The organism is Anaerotignum sp., assembly GCF_031981185.1.
Classification (GTDB): Bacteria; Bacillota; Clostridia; order Lachnospirales; family Anaerotignaceae; genus Chakrabartyella.
Genome location: NZ_DALYUL010000026.1, coordinates 1 through 17324, shown reverse-complemented (window position 1 = coordinate 17324; position 17324 = coordinate 1). Strand labels below are relative to the sequence as shown.

Genomic DNA, 17324 nt, shown 5'->3' with positions numbered 1-17324 from the left:
CGGTTTTTATCGTGTTTTTCCCTCTGAGGGAAATTCTCGAACTTTCTCGAAAATTTCTCTTTAAAGGAAACCTCGAACTTTCTCGATTTTTTCCCTAAAAGGGAAAGGGAAAACAACTCGAGAATTCCTCTCACTTCTTACCTACATATCCTTCATCTATCCAGAACCCACCATGCTCTTTTATGCGATTACGGACTGTTTTTTCAGTCGTTCCCATGCTTTCCGCTAACCCTTGAACGGTTACTTTTCCCTCTGTGCTAAAACTTTTTAATGATTCAAATTGAGTCTCTAAACTCTCTTTGCGCTCCTTTTTACTTTCCTCAGGAGACTTTTTCTTCTCAAAATTCTTCTTCCAAGGCGGCTGCTCTGCCCCTGGCTGAATGTCGTTTAAAATCCCGATAGTATCAAATTTATGTATTGGATAGTCAAACCAAAGGTTTACCGGTGCGAACTTCGGAAACTCTCGAAGGGTACCTTCAATGCGCCATGCTGTTACTGTAGCAACAGCTTTCTTTGTACGCTCAATGTCTCTTTGCAGTCCTTCTTGTTCTTGTTGTGTAAGCAACCGTTTTGCAATATCTTGCATGCGTACCTGACTGCATTTATCATCCTGAGACACTTCATCTTCATACTCAGGGGCATGATTTTTCAGCCACTTATCGCATACAGCACAGACCGCCTTATTCTCTTCCTGCTTCTTGATTGCATCCGTAAGATCCAATTCAATCAAATCTAGTAGAGCATCGGGATCCCGGGCAAATACACCACTTCCTGAAGCTCTATCCATACTGCGCTTATTGCCTTGGCTGCCTTTACTATGATGGTGGCAATAAATTACCGCACAGCCCAGTTCCGTACACACCTTATCAAACTGATTACAGAAATGAGCCATCTGATCTGCGCTATTTTCATCCCCTGTAATTACTTTGTAAATAGGGTCAATGATAATGGCCACATAATCCTTCTTGGCAGCTCTGCGGATTAACTTTGGTGCCAACTTATCCATAGGAACGGACTTGCCTCGGAGATTCCATATATCAATGTTAGCTAAGTGATTGGGCTCCCATCCTAATGCCGTATACACATCCTTAAAACGATGCAAACAACTTGCCCGATCCAACTCCAGATTGACATACATAACTCTGCCTTGGGTGCATTTCCATGAGCACCATTCCCTACCTTCAGCCATGGCACAACACAACTCAATCAAACTGAAAGACTTACCGGCTTTGGAAGGTCCTGCAATCAGCATCTTATGCCCTTTACGAAGAATTCCTTCTATTAAAGGCTCTGCCAAGTCAGGAAGCTTGTCCCATGCATCTGCCATACTCTCTGGTTCTGGCAGCTCATCATTCATGCTTTCAATCCATTCTTTCCAAGCATTCCAGGATTCTTTTCCTATATCTTTTGCAACTAAGAATTGCTTTTTGCCGTTACGCAGCACACCGGGCATTCTGCTTAAACGAGAAGGGTTTCGGTTCTGGCTATCAATTTTCAAGCCGTTTTTCTGGCACACATCATATAAGTAGTCAACCCTTTTTCGGTATTCATCATAGCTCCCAGCTTCAATCTTTACTATGGCATGCAGGCTTTTCCCACCGCTGTGCACCAGGCATGCAACAGGTAATTCCAGTTCACGAATAATGGCATTTTGGCGCTCAATCTCCATGGTATCTGATTCTACCAAGGCATATCTAAACTCAGTAACATTGTCATTCTTAACCCCTTTACCATCTAGGGGATTAAAACGAATCCATGCACCTGCCTCTGTTTTGTAGTCACCAAGAACAGAGCCAATATCTCCGTTGCAGTTAGATAATGCTTCCACCAACTGCCCTGCCGTTCTATCATAATTCCCAGCGCTAGGAAGGTACCGTCCATCTTTCTCCCAGCTCTGGGTGACATAGCCCACATTTTCGGAGGCTTCAAAAATCGTTTCTAGGTATGTTATTAACTGCTGTGCAGGATTCCATGCATCCTCCGGTTCTTCTACTTCCTGATTTTCAATCCAGTTCTTATTGATGATAACCAGATCATCTTTTCCTCCAATTTCCCCATCCCATTCAATTTCATAGCTGTTCTTCTCAGGGGACCAGCCTTGGTCTTTTGCCATTTGCACTATGGTTCCTATGGTTACCGGCTTATTATTCCCATGAAAACCATTCCATTTTTTCTGGCATTCTCCCAAGCGGTACCGGTTCATATCTCTAGAACTCCACTGTTCCCATACTTCAACGGTATAACCGCCTTCTTTTAACGCCATTCCTACCATGAGCCAATCTGTATACTCAAGCATGGCAGGCTCAATATAGTCCAAAATCTCGATTAAATTCGTCATAAAGCAAAGTCCTCCCACGCTTTCTCATTACTTTGGTTTATAGGTACTCGGATCAATATCACGAGGAATACGCCAACCATTGCCTGCAATACGATCTATTAAATTCTTGGCCGTGCCAAAACCCCACGTTCCTACATGGGTAAAGCCTCGGCCTTCCAAAAAGCGAATTTGCTTTGGTGTTGTTAAACCTTCCGTCCTGCGCTTGTCTAGGCGTTCCAATAGCTTTGTAGCCTTGCCTGCATTATCAATCTCATCAGGCATAATTCCCAGCTTTTCTAATGTCTTGATTTGCTTATCTGATGGAGGTGCCATTTCCCAGCCAAAAGACGGTACATAGCTTGATAAATCCTCCGCCTGAATAGACATTTCAAATTGCAGAGGATCCACTAGCTGCTTTTTACGCTTCTTCATTTCTTCTAAGCGTTTGGCCAAAGCTTCTTCTCTCTGTGCCACAACATCCTCCGAAGCTTTTTCTTCTGCCTCTTCAATATCCACAGCACAGCCGGCTATCTCCAAATTTTCAGTCATTTTTTGAGCCACTTCCTCATTTTCGCAGATCAAAGAAGCTGGCCGACACAATTCATGTTTTTCAGTGTGCCATAGGAAATCCAATAATAATAAATGGTCTTTTCCTTCACATAATCGGGTACCACGCCCAACCATCTGACTATATAAACTTCGTACTTTTGTTGGCCGAAGAACAACAATGCAATCCACGCTAGGGCAGTCCCAGCCTTCTGTTAGTAGCATAGAGTTACAAAGCACGTTGTATTTGTCATTCTCAAAGTCTGCTAAGACTCGTTCACGGTCTGTACTCTCCCCATTTACCTCAGCGGCACAAAAGCCCTTCTCATTTAAAATGTCCCTAAACTTTTGGCTTGTTTTTATCAAAGGAAGAAACACCACTGTTTTTCTATCCATGCAATACTTACTCATTTCATCAGCAATCTGATATAAATAGGGATCCAAAGCTGTTCCAATATCTCCCACCTTATAATCTCCTGACTGTGTTCCTACCCCAGTCAAATCTAATTTCAGAGGGATTGTAAGAGCCTTGATTGGAGATAGAAACCCGCTCTTGATTGCTTTTGGAAGGGTATATTCATAAGCCAGGCTTTCAAATACCTGTCCAAGATTCTTCATATCCCCTCTATCAGGTGTAGCCGTTACACCCAGAACACGAGCGTCTGAAAAATGCTCCAACACTCGTTGATACCCGTCAGATAAACTATGGTGAGCTTCATCAATGATAATGGTATCAAAATATTCAGGAGCAAATTTTTCTAACCTCTTTGGACGTTGCAAGCTTTGAACAGAGCCAACTGCAATACGAAACCAACTCCCCAGGCATGTTTCCTCTGCTTTTTCTGTTGCACACCCTAAGCCGGTAGCTTTGGCAATCTTGTCTGCAGCTTGATTCAGAAGCTCTCCACGATGGGCCATAATAAGCACCCGATCACCTTTACGAACGCACTCCTCAGCAACCTTAGCAAAAACAATAGTCTTACCACACCCGGTAGGGAGGACAAGGAGTGTCTTTTGCACCCCGTTGTCCCATGCTGAAAAAATAGCGTCCTTGGCTTCCTGTTGGTACGGTCTTAATTCCATAACCACCAACCCCTTCTATTAAAATCTACCCGCTGTAAAGGATACTTGCTGTGGTGGAGCTGGACTGCCAGCTGTGTTTGTAGATGTACCTGGAGCTGTGTTTGTAGGCTCATGAAACTTTTTAATTTTGTTGCTTTTTCGCTCTACCTTATCATCGCCTGTCCAACTATCCTGGTAAACCCTACAACGACCTCTCGCACCAGTGACAGCATTCCAGTTCATTGTTACCTTTTCACCTTTCTTTTTCTGTCCAATGGATGTAAAGAAAGAGGAAAGCATCGTTTCCGTCTTGCTATGTAAAAACAGGTTATGGATAATGGTAATGGTGCCCTCTGAAGAGTCAATTTCCAGGGTTAAAATCGCCTTATTACATGGTGGTAATTTTTCACTTCCCTGATGTCTACCCCTTTCAAATTTCACAACCTTAAAATCATAATCCCCTTCCGGTAGCAATATAAAATCACTGTCTTTTTCAATAGAGTCATTCCACCCTAGTTCTCTTTCCACTGCATCTGACATATATATACCTCCTTATTTTGAAGCTTCTTCTAAACATTTTTGAAATTCTTTTGCTTCCTCACAACTATCACAATCATCATCACATGCAACATATCTGTCATGAAGTGGGCAAAAGTGTAATCCTTGCTCTTCTGCTAGTGCTTCACGTAACCATTCTTCCATACAAAACCCTCCTTACTAATATGGTATTTCATCAACTTTTTTTCTGTTTTGCTTAATCATTTCAAATACTTGCGTCCAAGCGGCTACCAGTACCCCCGAAACAAACCCTGGTTGGTATTCATCGTATTTTTCAACAGGAACATCCAACGGGAAATACCCTCTTGCCGCCACCACTTCTTGAATTTCTTCGCAGGTAACATAATTAGTTACCATTAGATCCTTCAGTGCCTTTGGTAAATGATCCAGTCCCGAAGTTTCAAAAGGATTCTGTTTCGCCTCTGATTCTGATACTGGTAAAAAAGAACTATCTTGCTCCTGAGCTGGCGTATCTGATTGCTTCGGCTGTTCTTGCATCGTAGTTTCCTGTGTGAACTGCATCTGCTCCATAGGTGGCATTTGTTGCACTTCTCTTGGTTGTGTTGCCATAAGTTGCGCTTCCACCATAAAGCAATGAGCAATCAAGCTATAGTCAAATGGCATTTCTGCAGCTAGTCCATGACGGTTTTTTGCATCCCAGCATGGATGATGGACTGTGTGCATAACCCGCTCGCCGCCTTGGGCTTTATGCTTTTTACCGTCCTTATCCGTAGCAACAGAGTAAGTTTTGTAGTTAGCAAACAGCACCATATCTGCCCATTCTTTCACCAATGGGGAAGTCTGGGAGGAAGTCTTTTTCCCAAGCTTTAACTCATATCTGTCATAAGCCCCCATTTCGTCAGGCTGTTCAAATTTACGAATCTGAGCATGGGCAGCTAATACCACATGGATTCCCAAGTCCACCACATCTTCCAGAAGGTTTAAAAATCTGCCAAACTCTTCTTTGGTATAAACATAGCCATTACCATAGCCAAAGTCTTCAATACCCATTTTGTTATGTCTTGCACAAATATCTTCAACACAAAGCTGTTCCGCCCAATCCACTGTATCTATTGCAAGAGTTTTGCAAATATGAGGGTTTGCCTTCACATATTTAACCTCTTCCAGCAACATCGTAAAACTTGATGGCTTCGGTAGCCTTGCCACATCCATATGCTTTGTACTACCTTCTGTGTCGATGAACAACACACCGGGGAACTGTGCCAGAAAGGTACTTTTTCCAATCCCTTCAGGCCCATATACAACAACCTTTTGGGCACTTTTCAATTTACCCGTTGTAATCTGCATTAAAATTCACCTTCCTTCCACTTCTTCGCAGGAGCTTCTTGCACAGGCTGACCAACCACATACCCGTCCTCAATGACAATTGAGCACTCCTCTCCTTTACTTACCCTTGTAGCAATCACTTGTAAGCCTTCCCGTTCCGCCCACTGGGCAAACTCATTAATGGTCTTGGTATCCATCTGCTCCAATTTATCCAGCAATATAAAGCCACAATTCGGATTAATTTTCCGTACAATGGCAGTTGCTACCTTTAACTGTTCACTACCTGACATGTTGTCCCACTTGAAACCATTAAAAATCAGCTCTCCATTTTCTACAGATAGCCCTTGCAGGGGAAGATTAGCTCCTTGCAAAAGGTCTGTTTTGGCTTTTCGGATATCTTCAATCTGAGTAGTAAGAGTGGCATACTGAGCTTCATACAGCTTTGCATCGTCCTCAGCTTTTTCTTTATTTAAGTTGCAACGTACCTTATTGTTAATTGCTTCAATCTGCAAAATATTGTTTTCTAATTCTGCAGTAGATGCATCCTGAAGCTCACTGGCGGACTTTTTAGCAATTGCAATATCAGAAATCAATTGATTTTCCTGAGCAATCAATTGATCCAACTTTTCATGTAACGAATGGATTTCATTTCGGACTCTCTGCGCCTCAGTCTCTAAACCGCCCAATCTGTCACGCTTCCTTTGGTTCTCACCATTCTTGGCAAGAATCTCCTGCTGTTGCTTGATTAAATCAGAAACCGAAACAATATCCTTTGGTACCCCGTCAAAGTATTCCATTTCATTGGCATACTTCTTTTTCTGATCTGCAATACGACCAATTGCTAATCTCTGATTGTAACAACGCTGTTCCTGGTCCTCTAACTGATGAAGCTTGTCCCCTACGCCGATAATTTGTAAAAGTGTATTTGCTTTCTCTTTGTTGCTGGATTCCATAAATTTGGGCAAGTCTAAAGCAAATGTCTCAACAAATTCATTTAATAACTGCTGGCCGCTTTTATTTCCACCTGGATCTGTAACCTTTAAAGTACTATTCTTGCCTGTACGTTCCACCACAAGTCCATTGCTAAGACTTATATGTAAGTTGGGCGGTATCACTGAACCCTCTCTATAAGGGTTGGAGGGTTTATATTTATCGCCACCCAACGCCCATGCAATGGCATCCAATACAGAGGTTTTCCCCTGACCATTGTCACCACCGATAATGGTCAAACCACTCTCTGTGGGTGTCAGCTTCACAGCTTTCACACGTTTCACATTTTCAATTTCCAGTTCATTTATCTTTACAGACATTGACAAATCCCGTCCTTTCTGTTAATTTCAACATAGACACTTATATTTGTCCCCCTTTGGTGCGCCATCACCGAGGGGGACTCTTTTATAAACTTTATTTCTTATCTCATAAGTACAATTTGCTTCCCTGCAATTTCTTCCGAAAGTTCAAACTCTAAGTAATCATAAATGTTTTTCTTCGCTGCTTCTTTCCACTCGCTGTGGAAAGACAACATATCTGAGAAAGACGGGATAAACCGGGACAGAACGGGAGAACGCGAGAAAACCCGATGATTACGCGGGAAACGGCATCATTTGAAGTGGGAAAGGAATTGAATTTATCAGAAAACTTGAGAAAAATTGGCGTCGATGCATTCGGCGTCTTTTTTAATGCTTGAATTTACCTTGAAAGCATCAACATAAATGAATGACGATTAGAGAAAATCCCCATAAATCAAGGGTTTGAATATAAGAAGAGCCACGAAACACCGTCCCGGAAGTCACAGCAGCGCAACCATGAGGACGGGCATCGTAGCCCTTAAAGATAATATAACAGAGTCGGTTTAATTTAGCAATAGGCTTAGCGTGATAACGAGGCGTTAAAGCGTGACAAATGTAACGATTAAACCCCACGAAACATGGTTTCTAGGTTAAAAACGTCAACAAGAAGCGTTATATAGGCGTTACTAAACCAATGATAGACATAACTAATAAGCCCTCTCACTAAGGAAAATTAGCAAGGAGCAAAGTGACAAAATCAAAAAAATACGTCATTACTGTCACATTGGCTAATTACTTGGGTTTTCTCATGGATTCATGCATTATGAATCCTGATATTTAACGTTTTGCAAAGTGACAATAAATTGATTAAGTTTTTAATCAAATAGGCATAAAAATTAAGCGGTTTCGTGGCGGGATTTTTGCTCTCCAATAGAGCCGCTTTTTTCATCCTCAACGGTGTTGCTTTCTTGCTGCTTTTTGGTGTTTGAATACGTTGAGTAAACGGAGCCCTTTTCTCCCGTCGTCTTCCCGTAAAGGAGTGTCACAAAGTCGAAGGCGTTTTCCTGGTCTTTGCTATCAAGTAAGCGAAACATAGCTACCAGATCAGACTCGGCTTCGGTAAGAGGTTCCCCATCGCAGATAGGAGCATCCATCCGTTCATGATTAGGTTTACTCGTAAGTCCGAGCAGATAGTCGGATGATACACCGAAATATTGGGATAAAGCTGCAAGTGCAATATATCCTGGCTTACTTCGTCCAATCTCCCAATCTCCAATATTCCCGGGTGACACACCAACCTCTTTAGCCAGTTGACTTTGAGTCAACCCCTTCTCTGCTCTTAATGTTTTAATCATTTCAGCAAACAAAAATACTCCCCCTTATCGTAATTACGGGAAATTACCCGTAAAACTATTGACATCAACCGTAAATACGGTTATAATAATTTTAGATTAAAAATTAAATCAAATAAAGCATACCACACAGACCCACAAAATGGAATACGAAATCAAGGAGGGAAAGCAATGCGCCGTGGAAAGAAGCCGACAAGGAAACAGAAAATCAGACTTGGACAAAAAGGTCTCTCCCCTGAGAACTGGCTCATTATCAGTCAGAAACCAGATGGACAACTTGTCATCCTCAACAAATACATAGGAACGGTTAGGGTAGTGCCCGCACCTCTTAGCTAAGAGCAGAAAGGAAGGAACAGCAGATATGAGAAAAATCAAGAAAGTAAATGGATACTTAATCGTAAAGTTTAACGATCGTGAGCTTCGCGCTTGGACAGGCACAGCATTAGGGAACTTTGGTGTTATTGATGCTGAGCTCTACACAGGATGCCTTAGTGTTGATCGCTCCGTTATGGAGTATGACAGTGCCGAGACTTTGGACGAGGCAATTGAACAGGCTCGCGGACTTGAATCAGAAATTGATATTCAATCACCAACCTCTTTTACTGTTATCAAGGAGACAGATACCTCCGAAGAATTGGCGGCAGTCGACCCCCAGACTATGGTGAATGAATGGGAGAAGGCTCTGACATATCAAATTGAGAGCACACACTATCCAGACGTCAACGCTATTACAGCACAGCATCAACTTTACGGTTTCATGGTTGCCCTTGAGCGATTAGGACTTATCGACGAGGAAGATTGTTTCGTTAGACCTGACGCCTTTAAAATGGAGCCTCAAAAAGACTTCATTCATGCGATAGAAGGCGCAACAACCGGAGAAGCTTTTGCCCTTGGTATGGAGCTCATGAAAGAGTGTCCGACAAATGACTGCATGGTTTTTCGCAACACTTTCAAAATGTGCCTTGACCTAGACGAACAAATAGACTATGTGACCGGGCTTGCCCGTCGTACTTTAGAGGAAAAGTTCTACAAGTATCAGCGTGAGCTTTTTAAGATGTCCTTCCACAACCACGCTATCCATGAGTATCGGAAAGAGCACAGAGTGACGAAAACATTTGGAAGCAGCAATTCAGTAGTTGCAACTCCGGATATGAAAAACCTACAACAGATAATTAAACATTTGAATTCGATTGTTCCACGAGAGCTTGCGATTGATCACGGGGATAGTTCCCCGAGCCAACCATACAGAGCCCATCTCAAAGAAAAACGAGAGCGAGGTTGTCAAAAGGAAACGGAGCCGCCTGTGCAAGAGACGACTCCATATGGTGAATGCCCCTTCCAGGGCAAAGGCGAGGAACTCAAAACCTTTGGAAAGTTCCTCAAGGAAGTTGAGGACTATACAAAACAGGTAACGATCCAGCAGAACAACAATACTCCATGGTATCCAGGCAAGCCCGGAGATGATCAATATCTTACCGAAAAATACTCTGATCATACGCTTGAATAGCTTTCATGGCATACACCCTGGCGGTCATTGCAGCCGCGTGATAGGTTTCTCGGCAGACTTCGACAATTGCATTTTTTTGATCTTCGGTAAAAGCACCTAAATATTCCGGTCTTTCTAATATCGTAGTATAGAGCTTTTCTCCAAGTTCAACCCAATTATCGGCGTGAAGATCATCGACACAGTCGAGTTGCTTATTAATTGCATTATAAACAGATTTTTTCATAGAAAACGTCCCTTTCGTTTTGGATTGTATTTCCATTATACGGCATAGGGGACAAGAAAGGAAGTGTAGCAGAATGACAGAAAGAATGTCAGAAAAGACAAGAGCTCTGGAGGAGCTCTGCAGAGGATTTCGAGAAAAGAAAAAAGCAATTGCCTTTGTCAATAAACTTAAGTATGACGCCTTAATCGACAAAAGAGCTTGTGGGCAAGTGGACAATCCTTTTAAAGCAGTCCCCGGCATGGAAGAAGAATTTAAAGAAGCCGATAACACTATCCGTTACTGCGATTATATTCTCAAGGAATTTGAGAAAAAGCCGAAACGTGAACGACGTAAAAAGGAAGTCACTCATGTTGGTTATGGCGTAGCGAATCGCTTTCTCATAATTGTGGGTGGAGCGGGTATCACGACAGCCACGGTATTAGGCATTATAGTGTTTACTCTGCTTCTTAAGATAAGTCCTCTTTCCTTCTTCATTAGTGCGGCGATGGTTGCAATTGTTACAGAGCTGTGGAGTCAGAGAAGAAGTCGGAAGTAACTCTAAGAACCATATCACAGAGAAAGGAGGAGCGCGATGAACGCGAACAGCAAACTCACGAGATTCGGGAAGCTTGTTGTCAAAGCTCTAACCGATAAGGATATGACAAAGACCCAACTCGCCGAAGAGATTGGCACATCCCCCCAATATTTGAGTTATATCCTCTACGGTGTCCGCTCCGGCGAGAAGTATCTCCCGCTGATTGTCGCGACCCTCAACCTCGACCCTCGAAAGGTCGAAAAGGCAATCGCAGCATGAGCAGCAGAAGGGAGGGACAGAAGTGCCGGAAATCTATATCACCCTTGATGAAGCCGCAGACATTGAGGGCATTAAATATAACACCATTGTTCAACGGATAAAGCGCAACCCGGAAGCGTTTAAAACCAAAACACAGGCACGAGAGGGAGGCGGCAAAGAGCAAGTCTTGGTTTCTGTCTCTTCTCTCTCCACTAAGGCGAGGAAGGCACACAAGGCCAAGCAGAAGGTTGACGGGAGGGATGTCATTATTGGACAACGAGCAGACGCGGCTCCCTGGTATGTTGAGGCAGACCTCAACCAATTCATAGAAAGCCGCAAAACACAATACTATGAGGCCATTGAATTATCGGGCAAGGTTCAAAGCTTCATTGAATATGAAGGCGAAGACCGCACGGTATATGCCGAACGCTATGCTCTGACTCTGGGAGTCAGTCTTCCCACACTTTACCGCTACGTCCAGACTGTACTTGAAGCCAATGCCTGGGCCCTTAAGTTTGAGAAGGAGGATGGGCAGAATTACGAATATTTCCGAGCCTTGGCTCTTTGTAGGAAACCCAAAGAAAAGGCAACATTCCCAAGTCTTACTGACGAACAAAAGGCAATCATAGAAAACATATGGTTTGACCGTACCTTTACCTCGAACATTGGCACGATGGAGATGCTCTATGAGAAGTTTGAAGAGATTGCGGAAATTCGCTCATGGGAGAGCTACCCTTCAAACAAAACTGTTGCACGGTATATCAAGTACCTAATGGAAAAACCGGGCGCAGAGAGTGCCCGATACCTTGCGGCAAACGGTGCAAGAGAATGGAAAAACAAGAAGATGCTCAAGGCACGACGTGAAACCGCATCTCTTGAAGTTATGGAGTATGTTGTGGGTGACGAGCATACCTTCGACATTTGGGTTCAGTACACTGCACCTAATGGCAAAATCAAGGCAGTTCGTCCGAAGCTTGTTGCATGGATGGATGTCAAGACGCGAGCGATTATCGGCGATGTACTTTGTGTGGACGCCAACTCCCAGACCTTGAAGGAAAGTCTTATCAAAATGATTTACAGCATTCCCGGGGGTGTCCCAAAGATACTCCATATTGATAACGGTAAGGACTACACAGGGGAAACTATGACAGGGCAGAGTCGTAAAAACCGAAAAATTGAGTTCGACTTTGATGCTGAGACAATCGGCTTCTATCAATCAATCGGCATACAGGAAGTTGGTCGTTCCCTTCCATATCAACCGTGGGACAAGTCAATCGAACGCTTCTTCGGCACAGTCTGCTCCAAGTTCTCAAAGTGGTTTGCAAGCTATACGGGAACACTTACAGGCTCCCAGACATACGCAAAGCGAAACAAGGACATCGACAAGATGCTTGAGAGCGGTGAGCTTCTCACTATGGAGGAGTTCTTCGACCTTTGGATTGCATGGAAGGATACGAAGTATCACACACGAAAGCATGGAGGACTTAAGGAAAACCATGAGAAGTGGCTTACTCCCATTGAGCTTTTTGAAAATGGCCCACGTTACATGAAGGCAGCTCCTCCCCGTGAGTATGCGGCGATGCTCCTCATGAAGGCAGACATTGCAACAGTACATAACTACGGAATACGAAAGTTTGGGGTTATATATGCGGACAGCGAACTAGGCAACTATATTGACCAAAAGGTCGGCATCAAGTGGGACATCGACGATGTGACAAAGCTCTATGTTTATGACAATAAAGGCCGTAAGATATGCGAGGCTGTTTCCGCTGAGGTTCTTTCTTATGGGCAACACTGTTCTCAAGTTGCCCTTGAAAAACACATGCGCGAGCAAAAAAGACAGAAACGAGAAGCGGAGGAATTTTTGGAAAGTGCGCGAATGCCTTATGAGGTTCGTCTGGAACAAGGCCGACAGTCTGATGCAGTGGGCAAAATCGACCTCACGATCAAAGCAAAGCGAAGTTCGAATATTGTATCATTTCCCAATGACAAGGAGTTTCGCCAAGAAATGGCGGCAGCTCCTCGAAAGAAAAAGGCCACAGCCGGAGACGAATATCTGGCGAAAAAGGCAGGAACAGCTCTTGCTCGCCTAAGAGCGATGAATGAATAAGGAGGAATACACATGGAAGTTACAGCAGCAACGGCAAATGCCGTTTACATCAACAACAAGACTCTCCCAGAAAGACTTAACGAGTACCTTGCAACCACAAAAACGAGTATCGCTTCTCTTGCTAAGGAGGTCAGCTATTCAAGAACCGCAGTATCCCGTTACTTGTCCGGAAAGTATGACAGTAACGCGAACGGACTTGAGGCAAAGCTAGCCGAATATTTAGCGCAGAACACAGGCGAAGCTATTGAGCTCACCACATCCACTCAGAGGGCGACACAACGCCCCCAGTTCTTTGAGAGCCGCGATGCAACCGCCGTCCTCGGTGTATGTCAAAGTTGTCAGGAATACATAGGGCTCGGGATTGTGGTCGGGCGTTCCGGCTATGGCAAAACGCACACCCTAAAGCAATACGCCAAGCTCCCCCGGGTTGCATACATAGAGTGTGACGATACCATGAGCAGTCGAGACCTTGTAGAAGCCATTGAACGCTCTATCGGTCTACCCAGTGGTTATGGTACGATCTGGCGCAGGGTCAACGGTATTCGAGAGTTCTTCAACGTAAACAAAGGTTATTTGCTTATCATTGACGAAGCTGACAAGCTTGTCAGTAAGTTCACTGCAAAGAAGATGGAAATACTCAGAGCAGTTTTTGACCAGAGTGACGTCGGTCTAGTCATTGCCGGAGAGCCCAAGCTTGAAGCTATGATTAAGACCTATCTCGCTCGAATGGCGAACCGTGTTGACTTTTACGCGATGCTCCATGGCCTCTCTCAGAAGGAAGTCGAAGAGTACCTCGAAGGCTACGACGTGCAACCTAATGCAATGGAGGAGATCAAGGCTCGTGCTTGCAATGTACAAACGGGATGCTTCCGTCTCCTTGACCGCACTCTTTCGAATGTGTTTCGCATCCTTGAGGAATCCGGTAGTGAAACGATTACCCCTAAGATTATTGAGCAAGCATCCTCTATGATGATGCTTTAACGGGAGGAGACATGGACAATGAAAATGAGAAAACAACGCTTCATGGGTCTTATCATGCTCGCACTATCTGCCGCCATTATTGCCATTGCTTTGACAGGTAAAACTCCGGAAGATGCAGATATAACGGCGGTACTAATTACCCTACCACTAGGGGTTTACATGTTATTTACAAAGGACTATGTTCTCAATCAAGGTGAGGAGGAAACAACCTCCGAGCCAAACTATACATTTAAAATGAAAGGAGCCGCGACATGGCAAGAAAACGAATTACCGAAACCCCGGCAATTAAGTCATGGGAAGAAGTCGATACAGCTCTCAGGGAGATCGCTGAGGCAGAGCTCGAACTGGGTGACATCGAGGCAGAGATGAACCGTCAAATCATTGGTGCAAAGAAAGTCGCCGAACAAGAGAGCAAGCCTCTCTCTGATCGTATCTCAAAGCTTGAGAGAGACATCAAGGAATATGTTACCGACCACCGAGAGGAACTCGGAAAAGCAAAGTCAAAGCCGCTGAATTTTGGAGAAGTGAGTTTCCGTCTTTCGACCTCTATCAGTATCCCGAAAGCAAAGGAGAAAGTGGCAGAGATTATCCGAAGGCTCAAGGCGCGGCATATGACAGACTGTATTATCGTTGAGGAAAAAATAAGCAAAGATGCACTTCGAAAATATGGCGAAGATACCGTCAACGCAGTCGGTGCCACATGGAAGCAAAAAGACGAGTTTGGTTATGAGATTTTCAAAGACAAGGTCGAGCGCACTAGCTCGTCCGGTATTTAAAGGAGGATTAGGAAGTGGCAGCAGCGAAAAAAACAGGAAGCAGAAAATCTGCTTCCATCCGTACTCTCTGGGCGATAGCTAAGTCGCCGGAGCTCTCCCTATCAGAGGAAGACCTTCATGCAGTCGTAAGCCGTGAGACGGGCAAGGAATCTATGAAGAACCTCACCCAAGGGGAAATTAATACCCTCGCCCGCGTTCTGCAAAATATGAAGGACGGTGTTCAAAGGGACACAAGAAGTAAACGAACCGACGAAGGCGGCGATGTCCGAACCGAGAAGCAACGGCACAAGATATACGCTTTATGCGAGGAACTGGGATGGAATGACGACAACCGCAGAATAAACGGTTTCGTCAAACGCATTTGTAATGTTGACCGCATTGAGTGGCTCAACATGGCACAGTGTAACAAGGTTATTGAAGCTCTTAAGAGCATGGTCATCCGAGAAAAACGGAAGGAGGCCGAAAATGACAGCACCTAAAAAAAAGAAACTCACGCAACGTGAGAAGGCAGACAACGCCCGTTTTAAAAAGGAGATGCAGAAAAAAGGCATCCTTCCCCCCGACAAACCAAAGCTCAATCGCAAAAAATTTGCAAAGGAAGTTATTACAGAATGGGAGAATACAGAAGGACTGCTCTATTCCTACGTCATGAATGCAATTATGTGGATGATACCGGGTAAAGAATCCCGCCGTCCTGTGACGCCGGAGGAAGTCGGAGCCCTTAAAGTTCTCAAGCTTGCCCTTGAAATAAAGAAGTTCGAAAGTGCCCTTCCAGAAGGGACGTATAAGTACAGCACAAATGACCTATTTGAAAAAGTCATAAACCCCATTTTAAAATTATAGGAGGTATACATATCATGGCAGAAACGAAAACAAATGAGGCTCCCAAGCTGGAAGCCACCACAACCCCTACGCAGGATGTCAACATTTCGGGGGAACAGGAACCTGAATTGAACGAGGCTGACGGAGAACCTATCTTCCATGCACCAGACGAAGAAGGAGATGACGACAATGAGTAACATTAAGGTTTGCCTTGACGCAGGACATGCAGGAAGTCAATATAACCAAAGTCCTGTTGTGAAGACCTATTTCGAAAGTGAGATGAACTGGAAACTTCATTTACTTTTGAAGGCAGAGCTTGAGGCTCGTGGTTTCGAGGTTATCACGACACGAGGAGAACAGAATACCGATCTACCAGTGTACAGCCGTGGTACAGCGGCAAAGGGTTGTGACATCTTTATTTCCCTGCACTCTAATGCTTGCGGCACTGAGAACGTCGATTATCCCGTCGTCTATCGTTCCTATGACAACCAAAATAACACTGATGCTCTGGCTCTTGCAATTGCAAAAAAGGTTGGCGAGGTTATGGGCACCAATCAAGCAGGACGTACAGCAACCAGAAAAAATGATGCAGGAGGCGAATACTACGGAGTCCTCCGAGGAGCTCGCGCCGTTGGCGTTCCGAATTACTTGCTAATTGAACACAGCTTTCACACTAACACAAATGCGGCGAAGTGGCTCTCTGCGGAAGTCAATCTCAAGAAGCTTGCAATTGCCGAGGCTGAACTTTTGGCGGCGCACTATGGCACACAGGCCAAGCCGGAGGGTAAGACCGAAATCATGGGAACAGCCGTCGCAACGGCTGCGCAGATGGCTCTCTACTGCCGCACTAAGAACACAGCTCCGCAGCTTACAGGGTGCACCTTGGAAGAACTTGCGCAAATATTTCTTGACGAAGGTAAGGCTGAGGGCGTTCGCGGAGATATTGCCTTTGCACAGACTCTAAAGGAGACAGGCTTTCTCAAATATGGAGGCATTGTTCTTCCAAGTCAAAATAACTACGCTGGCATAGGTGCACTCAATCAAAACAGCAAGGGACAGGCGGCAAGCTTTCCCTCTCCTCGTATAGGTGTTCGTGCTCAGATACAGCACCTTAAGGCATATGCATCGGGAGACGGTCTCAAGAATGAATGTGTTGACCCTCGTTTTTCACTTGTATCCAGAGCTTCTGCACCATTTGTTGAATGGCTTGGTTCCGCTGATAACCCAAACGGCAAAGGTTGGGCGGTTCCGGGTAAGGGTTACGGTGCAAGCATTCTCAATTTACTTGAGAAAATTATTGCACAAGAGATTCCTATGTCACCCGAAGAAACTCAACAGGTACTTCCTACAGATGATATTCCAGAGTGGCAGAAAGAAGGGTTTCTCGCTCTTGTAGATGCGGAAGTCATCAACTCACCGGAGTTCTGGGAAGTGAGATTTAAACAACCAGTCACAGTTGGTGAACTTATGGGACTTCTTGGGAAGTTTGTCGGCAAATAACTATAGAAGGAGAGGACGGACATGAGCGAGTTATCAAAGGACTTGACCATCGAAATGATTCCAGATGGGCTATATACTCAGATAGCCGAAGTTATTGGAATAGATAACTTTTACAAACTTGCTGAGGTTGTGGGCGGTGCAACTGTTTATATTCCGAAGCCAGAAAGCCTTGTCCGCCCTGTTAGAGATGCCCGTATTAAAAACGAATTCAACGGCTATAAC

Annotated in this window: 20 protein-coding genes; 12 read left to right on the top strand and 8 right to left on the bottom strand. The window is 44.4% G+C overall.

What is annotated here, in order from left to right:
• Nucleotides 1-130: 130 nt before the first annotated feature.
• The 7 genes from RTK36_RS13405 to RTK36_RS13375 all read right to left on the bottom strand — a co-directional run bounded on the left by RTK36_RS13405 (nucleotide 131) and on the right by RTK36_RS13375 (nucleotide 8414).
• Nucleotides 131-2338, bottom strand: a complete 2208-nt coding sequence (locus tag RTK36_RS13405; RefSeq protein WP_312047747.1) for an AAA family ATPase — start codon at nucleotides 2336-2338, stop codon at nucleotides 131-133.
• Between the two features lie 27 nt (nucleotides 2339-2365).
• On the bottom strand, nucleotides 2366-3946 hold the full coding sequence (locus tag RTK36_RS13400) for a DEAD/DEAH box helicase (protein ID WP_312047746.1): 1581 nt from the start codon (nucleotides 3944-3946) through the stop codon (nucleotides 2366-2368).
• 18 nt (nucleotides 3947-3964) lie between these two features.
• Nucleotides 3965-4465, bottom strand: coding sequence for a DUF669 domain-containing protein (locus RTK36_RS13395; RefSeq protein ID WP_312047745.1), 501 nt, complete (start codon nucleotides 4463-4465; stop codon nucleotides 3965-3967).
• A gap of 12 nt (nucleotides 4466-4477) precedes the next feature.
• Nucleotides 4478-4627, bottom strand: a complete 150-nt coding sequence (locus RTK36_RS13390) for a hypothetical protein (protein ID WP_256148084.1) — start codon at nucleotides 4625-4627, stop codon at nucleotides 4478-4480.
• Nucleotides 4628-4642: 15 nt separating this feature from the next.
• Nucleotides 4643-5791 (bottom strand): ATP-binding protein, encoded by a 1149-nt coding sequence (locus tag RTK36_RS13385; RefSeq protein ID WP_312047744.1) that lies wholly within the window; start codon nucleotides 5789-5791, stop codon nucleotides 4643-4645.
• Nucleotides 5791-7080: an AAA family ATPase gene (locus RTK36_RS13380; protein ID WP_312047743.1), complete on the bottom strand. Its 1290-nt coding sequence runs from the start codon at nucleotides 7078-7080 to the stop codon at nucleotides 5791-5793. Before RTK36_RS13380 ends, RTK36_RS13385 begins: the two co-directional genes overlap by 1 nt.
• A gap of 875 nt (nucleotides 7081-7955) precedes the next feature.
• Nucleotides 7956-8414, bottom strand: a complete 459-nt coding sequence (locus RTK36_RS13375) for a helix-turn-helix domain-containing protein (RefSeq protein ID WP_312047790.1) — start codon at nucleotides 8412-8414, stop codon at nucleotides 7956-7958.
• 168 nt (nucleotides 8415-8582) lie between these two features.
• On the opposite strand from RTK36_RS13375, the gene RTK36_RS13370 reads away from it, so the two are divergent.
• Nucleotides 8583-8747, top strand: coding sequence for a DUF6906 family protein (locus RTK36_RS13370; RefSeq protein WP_312047742.1), 165 nt, complete (start codon nucleotides 8583-8585; stop codon nucleotides 8745-8747).
• A gap of 25 nt (nucleotides 8748-8772) precedes the next feature.
• On the top strand, nucleotides 8773-9918 hold the full coding sequence (locus RTK36_RS13365; protein WP_312047741.1) for a hypothetical protein: 1146 nt from the start codon (nucleotides 8773-8775) through the stop codon (nucleotides 9916-9918).
• Here RTK36_RS13365 and RTK36_RS13360 read toward each other — a convergent pair.
• Nucleotides 9884-10141, bottom strand: a complete 258-nt coding sequence (locus tag RTK36_RS13360; protein WP_312047740.1) for a hypothetical protein — start codon at nucleotides 10139-10141, stop codon at nucleotides 9884-9886. The genes RTK36_RS13365 and RTK36_RS13360 overlap by 35 nt on opposite strands.
• Before the next feature lie 73 nt (nucleotides 10142-10214).
• Between RTK36_RS13360 and RTK36_RS13355 the strand changes: the two genes are divergently transcribed.
• The 10 genes from RTK36_RS13355 to RTK36_RS13310 form a co-directional block, all read left to right on the top strand.
• The gene (locus RTK36_RS13355; RefSeq protein ID WP_312047739.1) at nucleotides 10215-10676 is read left to right on the top strand and encodes a hypothetical protein; all 462 of its coding nucleotides are present in this window, start codon (nucleotides 10215-10217) and stop codon (nucleotides 10674-10676) included.
• Nucleotides 10677-10712: 36 nt separating this feature from the next.
• Entirely contained in the window at nucleotides 10713-10934 is a 222-nt protein-coding gene (locus RTK36_RS13350) for a helix-turn-helix domain-containing protein (RefSeq protein WP_312047738.1), read from the top strand.
• Between the two features lie 535 nt (nucleotides 10935-11469).
• The gene (locus RTK36_RS13345; RefSeq protein WP_331655061.1) at nucleotides 11470-13023 is read left to right on the top strand and encodes a transposase; all 1554 of its coding nucleotides are present in this window, start codon (nucleotides 11470-11472) and stop codon (nucleotides 13021-13023) included.
• Between the two features lie 12 nt (nucleotides 13024-13035).
• Nucleotides 13036-14004 (top strand): AAA family ATPase, encoded by a 969-nt coding sequence (locus RTK36_RS13340; RefSeq protein WP_312047736.1) that lies wholly within the window; start codon nucleotides 13036-13038, stop codon nucleotides 14002-14004.
• A gap of 251 nt (nucleotides 14005-14255) precedes the next feature.
• Nucleotides 14256-14780, top strand: a complete 525-nt coding sequence (locus RTK36_RS13335) for a host-nuclease inhibitor Gam family protein (RefSeq protein ID WP_312047735.1) — start codon at nucleotides 14256-14258, stop codon at nucleotides 14778-14780.
• 14 nt (nucleotides 14781-14794) lie between these two features.
• Entirely contained in the window at nucleotides 14795-15259 is a 465-nt protein-coding gene (locus RTK36_RS13330) for a regulatory protein GemA (protein WP_312047734.1), read from the top strand.
• Nucleotides 15246-15623, top strand: a complete 378-nt coding sequence (locus tag RTK36_RS13325) for an addiction module toxin RelE (protein ID WP_312047733.1) — start codon at nucleotides 15246-15248, stop codon at nucleotides 15621-15623. Before RTK36_RS13330 ends, RTK36_RS13325 begins: the two co-directional genes overlap by 14 nt.
• A 14-nt stretch (nucleotides 15624-15637) precedes the next feature.
• The gene (locus RTK36_RS13320; RefSeq protein ID WP_312047732.1) at nucleotides 15638-15799 is read left to right on the top strand and encodes a hypothetical protein; all 162 of its coding nucleotides are present in this window, start codon (nucleotides 15638-15640) and stop codon (nucleotides 15797-15799) included.
• Nucleotides 15792-17102, top strand: a complete 1311-nt coding sequence (locus RTK36_RS13315) for an N-acetylmuramoyl-L-alanine amidase (protein ID WP_312047731.1) — start codon at nucleotides 15792-15794, stop codon at nucleotides 17100-17102. The genes RTK36_RS13320 and RTK36_RS13315 overlap by 8 nt, the downstream gene beginning before the upstream one ends.
• Nucleotides 17103-17123: 21 nt before the next feature.
• The coding region (locus RTK36_RS13310) for a Mor transcription activator family protein (protein WP_312047730.1) at nucleotides 17124-17324 on the top strand (201 nt) is incomplete at its 3' end.

What these genes read in the sequence shown, in the direction of transcription:
- RTK36_RS13365 (WP_312047741.1), top strand. Translation starts at nt 8,773, where the DNA reads ATGAGAAAAATCAAGAAAGTAAATGGATACTTAATCGTAAAGTTTAAC.
- RTK36_RS13385 (WP_312047744.1), bottom strand. Translation starts at nt 5,791, where the DNA reads ATGCAGATTACAACGGGTAAATTGAAAAGTGCCCAAAAGGTTGTTGTA.
- RTK36_RS13315 (WP_312047731.1), top strand. Translation starts at nt 15,792, where the DNA reads ATGAGTAACATTAAGGTTTGCCTTGACGCAGGACATGCAGGAAGTCAA.
- RTK36_RS13360 (WP_312047740.1), bottom strand. Translation starts at nt 10,141, where the DNA reads ATGAAAAAATCTGTTTATAATGCAATTAATAAGCAACTCGACTGTGTC.
- RTK36_RS13390 (WP_256148084.1), bottom strand. Translation starts at nt 4,627, where the DNA reads ATGGAAGAATGGTTACGTGAAGCACTAGCAGAAGAGCAAGGATTACAC.
- RTK36_RS13335 (WP_312047735.1), top strand. Translation starts at nt 14,256, where the DNA reads ATGGCAAGAAAACGAATTACCGAAACCCCGGCAATTAAGTCATGGGAA.
- RTK36_RS13355 (WP_312047739.1), top strand. Translation starts at nt 10,215, where the DNA reads ATGACAGAAAGAATGTCAGAAAAGACAAGAGCTCTGGAGGAGCTCTGC.
- RTK36_RS13375 (WP_312047790.1), bottom strand. Translation starts at nt 8,414, where the DNA reads ATGATTAAAACATTAAGAGCAGAGAAGGGGTTGACTCAAAGTCAACTG.
- RTK36_RS13405 (WP_312047747.1), bottom strand. Translation starts at nt 2,338, where the DNA reads ATGACGAATTTAATCGAGATTTTGGACTATATTGAGCCTGCCATGCTT.
- RTK36_RS13400 (WP_312047746.1), bottom strand. Translation starts at nt 3,946, where the DNA reads ATGGAATTAAGACCGTACCAACAGGAAGCCAAGGACGCTATTTTTTCA.
- RTK36_RS13320 (WP_312047732.1), top strand. Translation starts at nt 15,638, where the DNA reads ATGGCAGAAACGAAAACAAATGAGGCTCCCAAGCTGGAAGCCACCACA.
- RTK36_RS13340 (WP_312047736.1), top strand. Translation starts at nt 13,036, where the DNA reads ATGGAAGTTACAGCAGCAACGGCAAATGCCGTTTACATCAACAACAAG.
- RTK36_RS13370 (WP_312047742.1), top strand. Translation starts at nt 8,583, where the DNA reads ATGCGCCGTGGAAAGAAGCCGACAAGGAAACAGAAAATCAGACTTGGA.
- RTK36_RS13380 (WP_312047743.1), bottom strand. Translation starts at nt 7,080, where the DNA reads ATGTCTGTAAAGATAAATGAACTGGAAATTGAAAATGTGAAACGTGTG.
- RTK36_RS13395 (WP_312047745.1), bottom strand. Translation starts at nt 4,465, where the DNA reads ATGTCAGATGCAGTGGAAAGAGAACTAGGGTGGAATGACTCTATTGAA.
- RTK36_RS13325 (WP_312047733.1), top strand. Translation starts at nt 15,246, where the DNA reads ATGACAGCACCTAAAAAAAAGAAACTCACGCAACGTGAGAAGGCAGAC.
- RTK36_RS13350 (WP_312047738.1), top strand. Translation starts at nt 10,713, where the DNA reads ATGAACGCGAACAGCAAACTCACGAGATTCGGGAAGCTTGTTGTCAAA.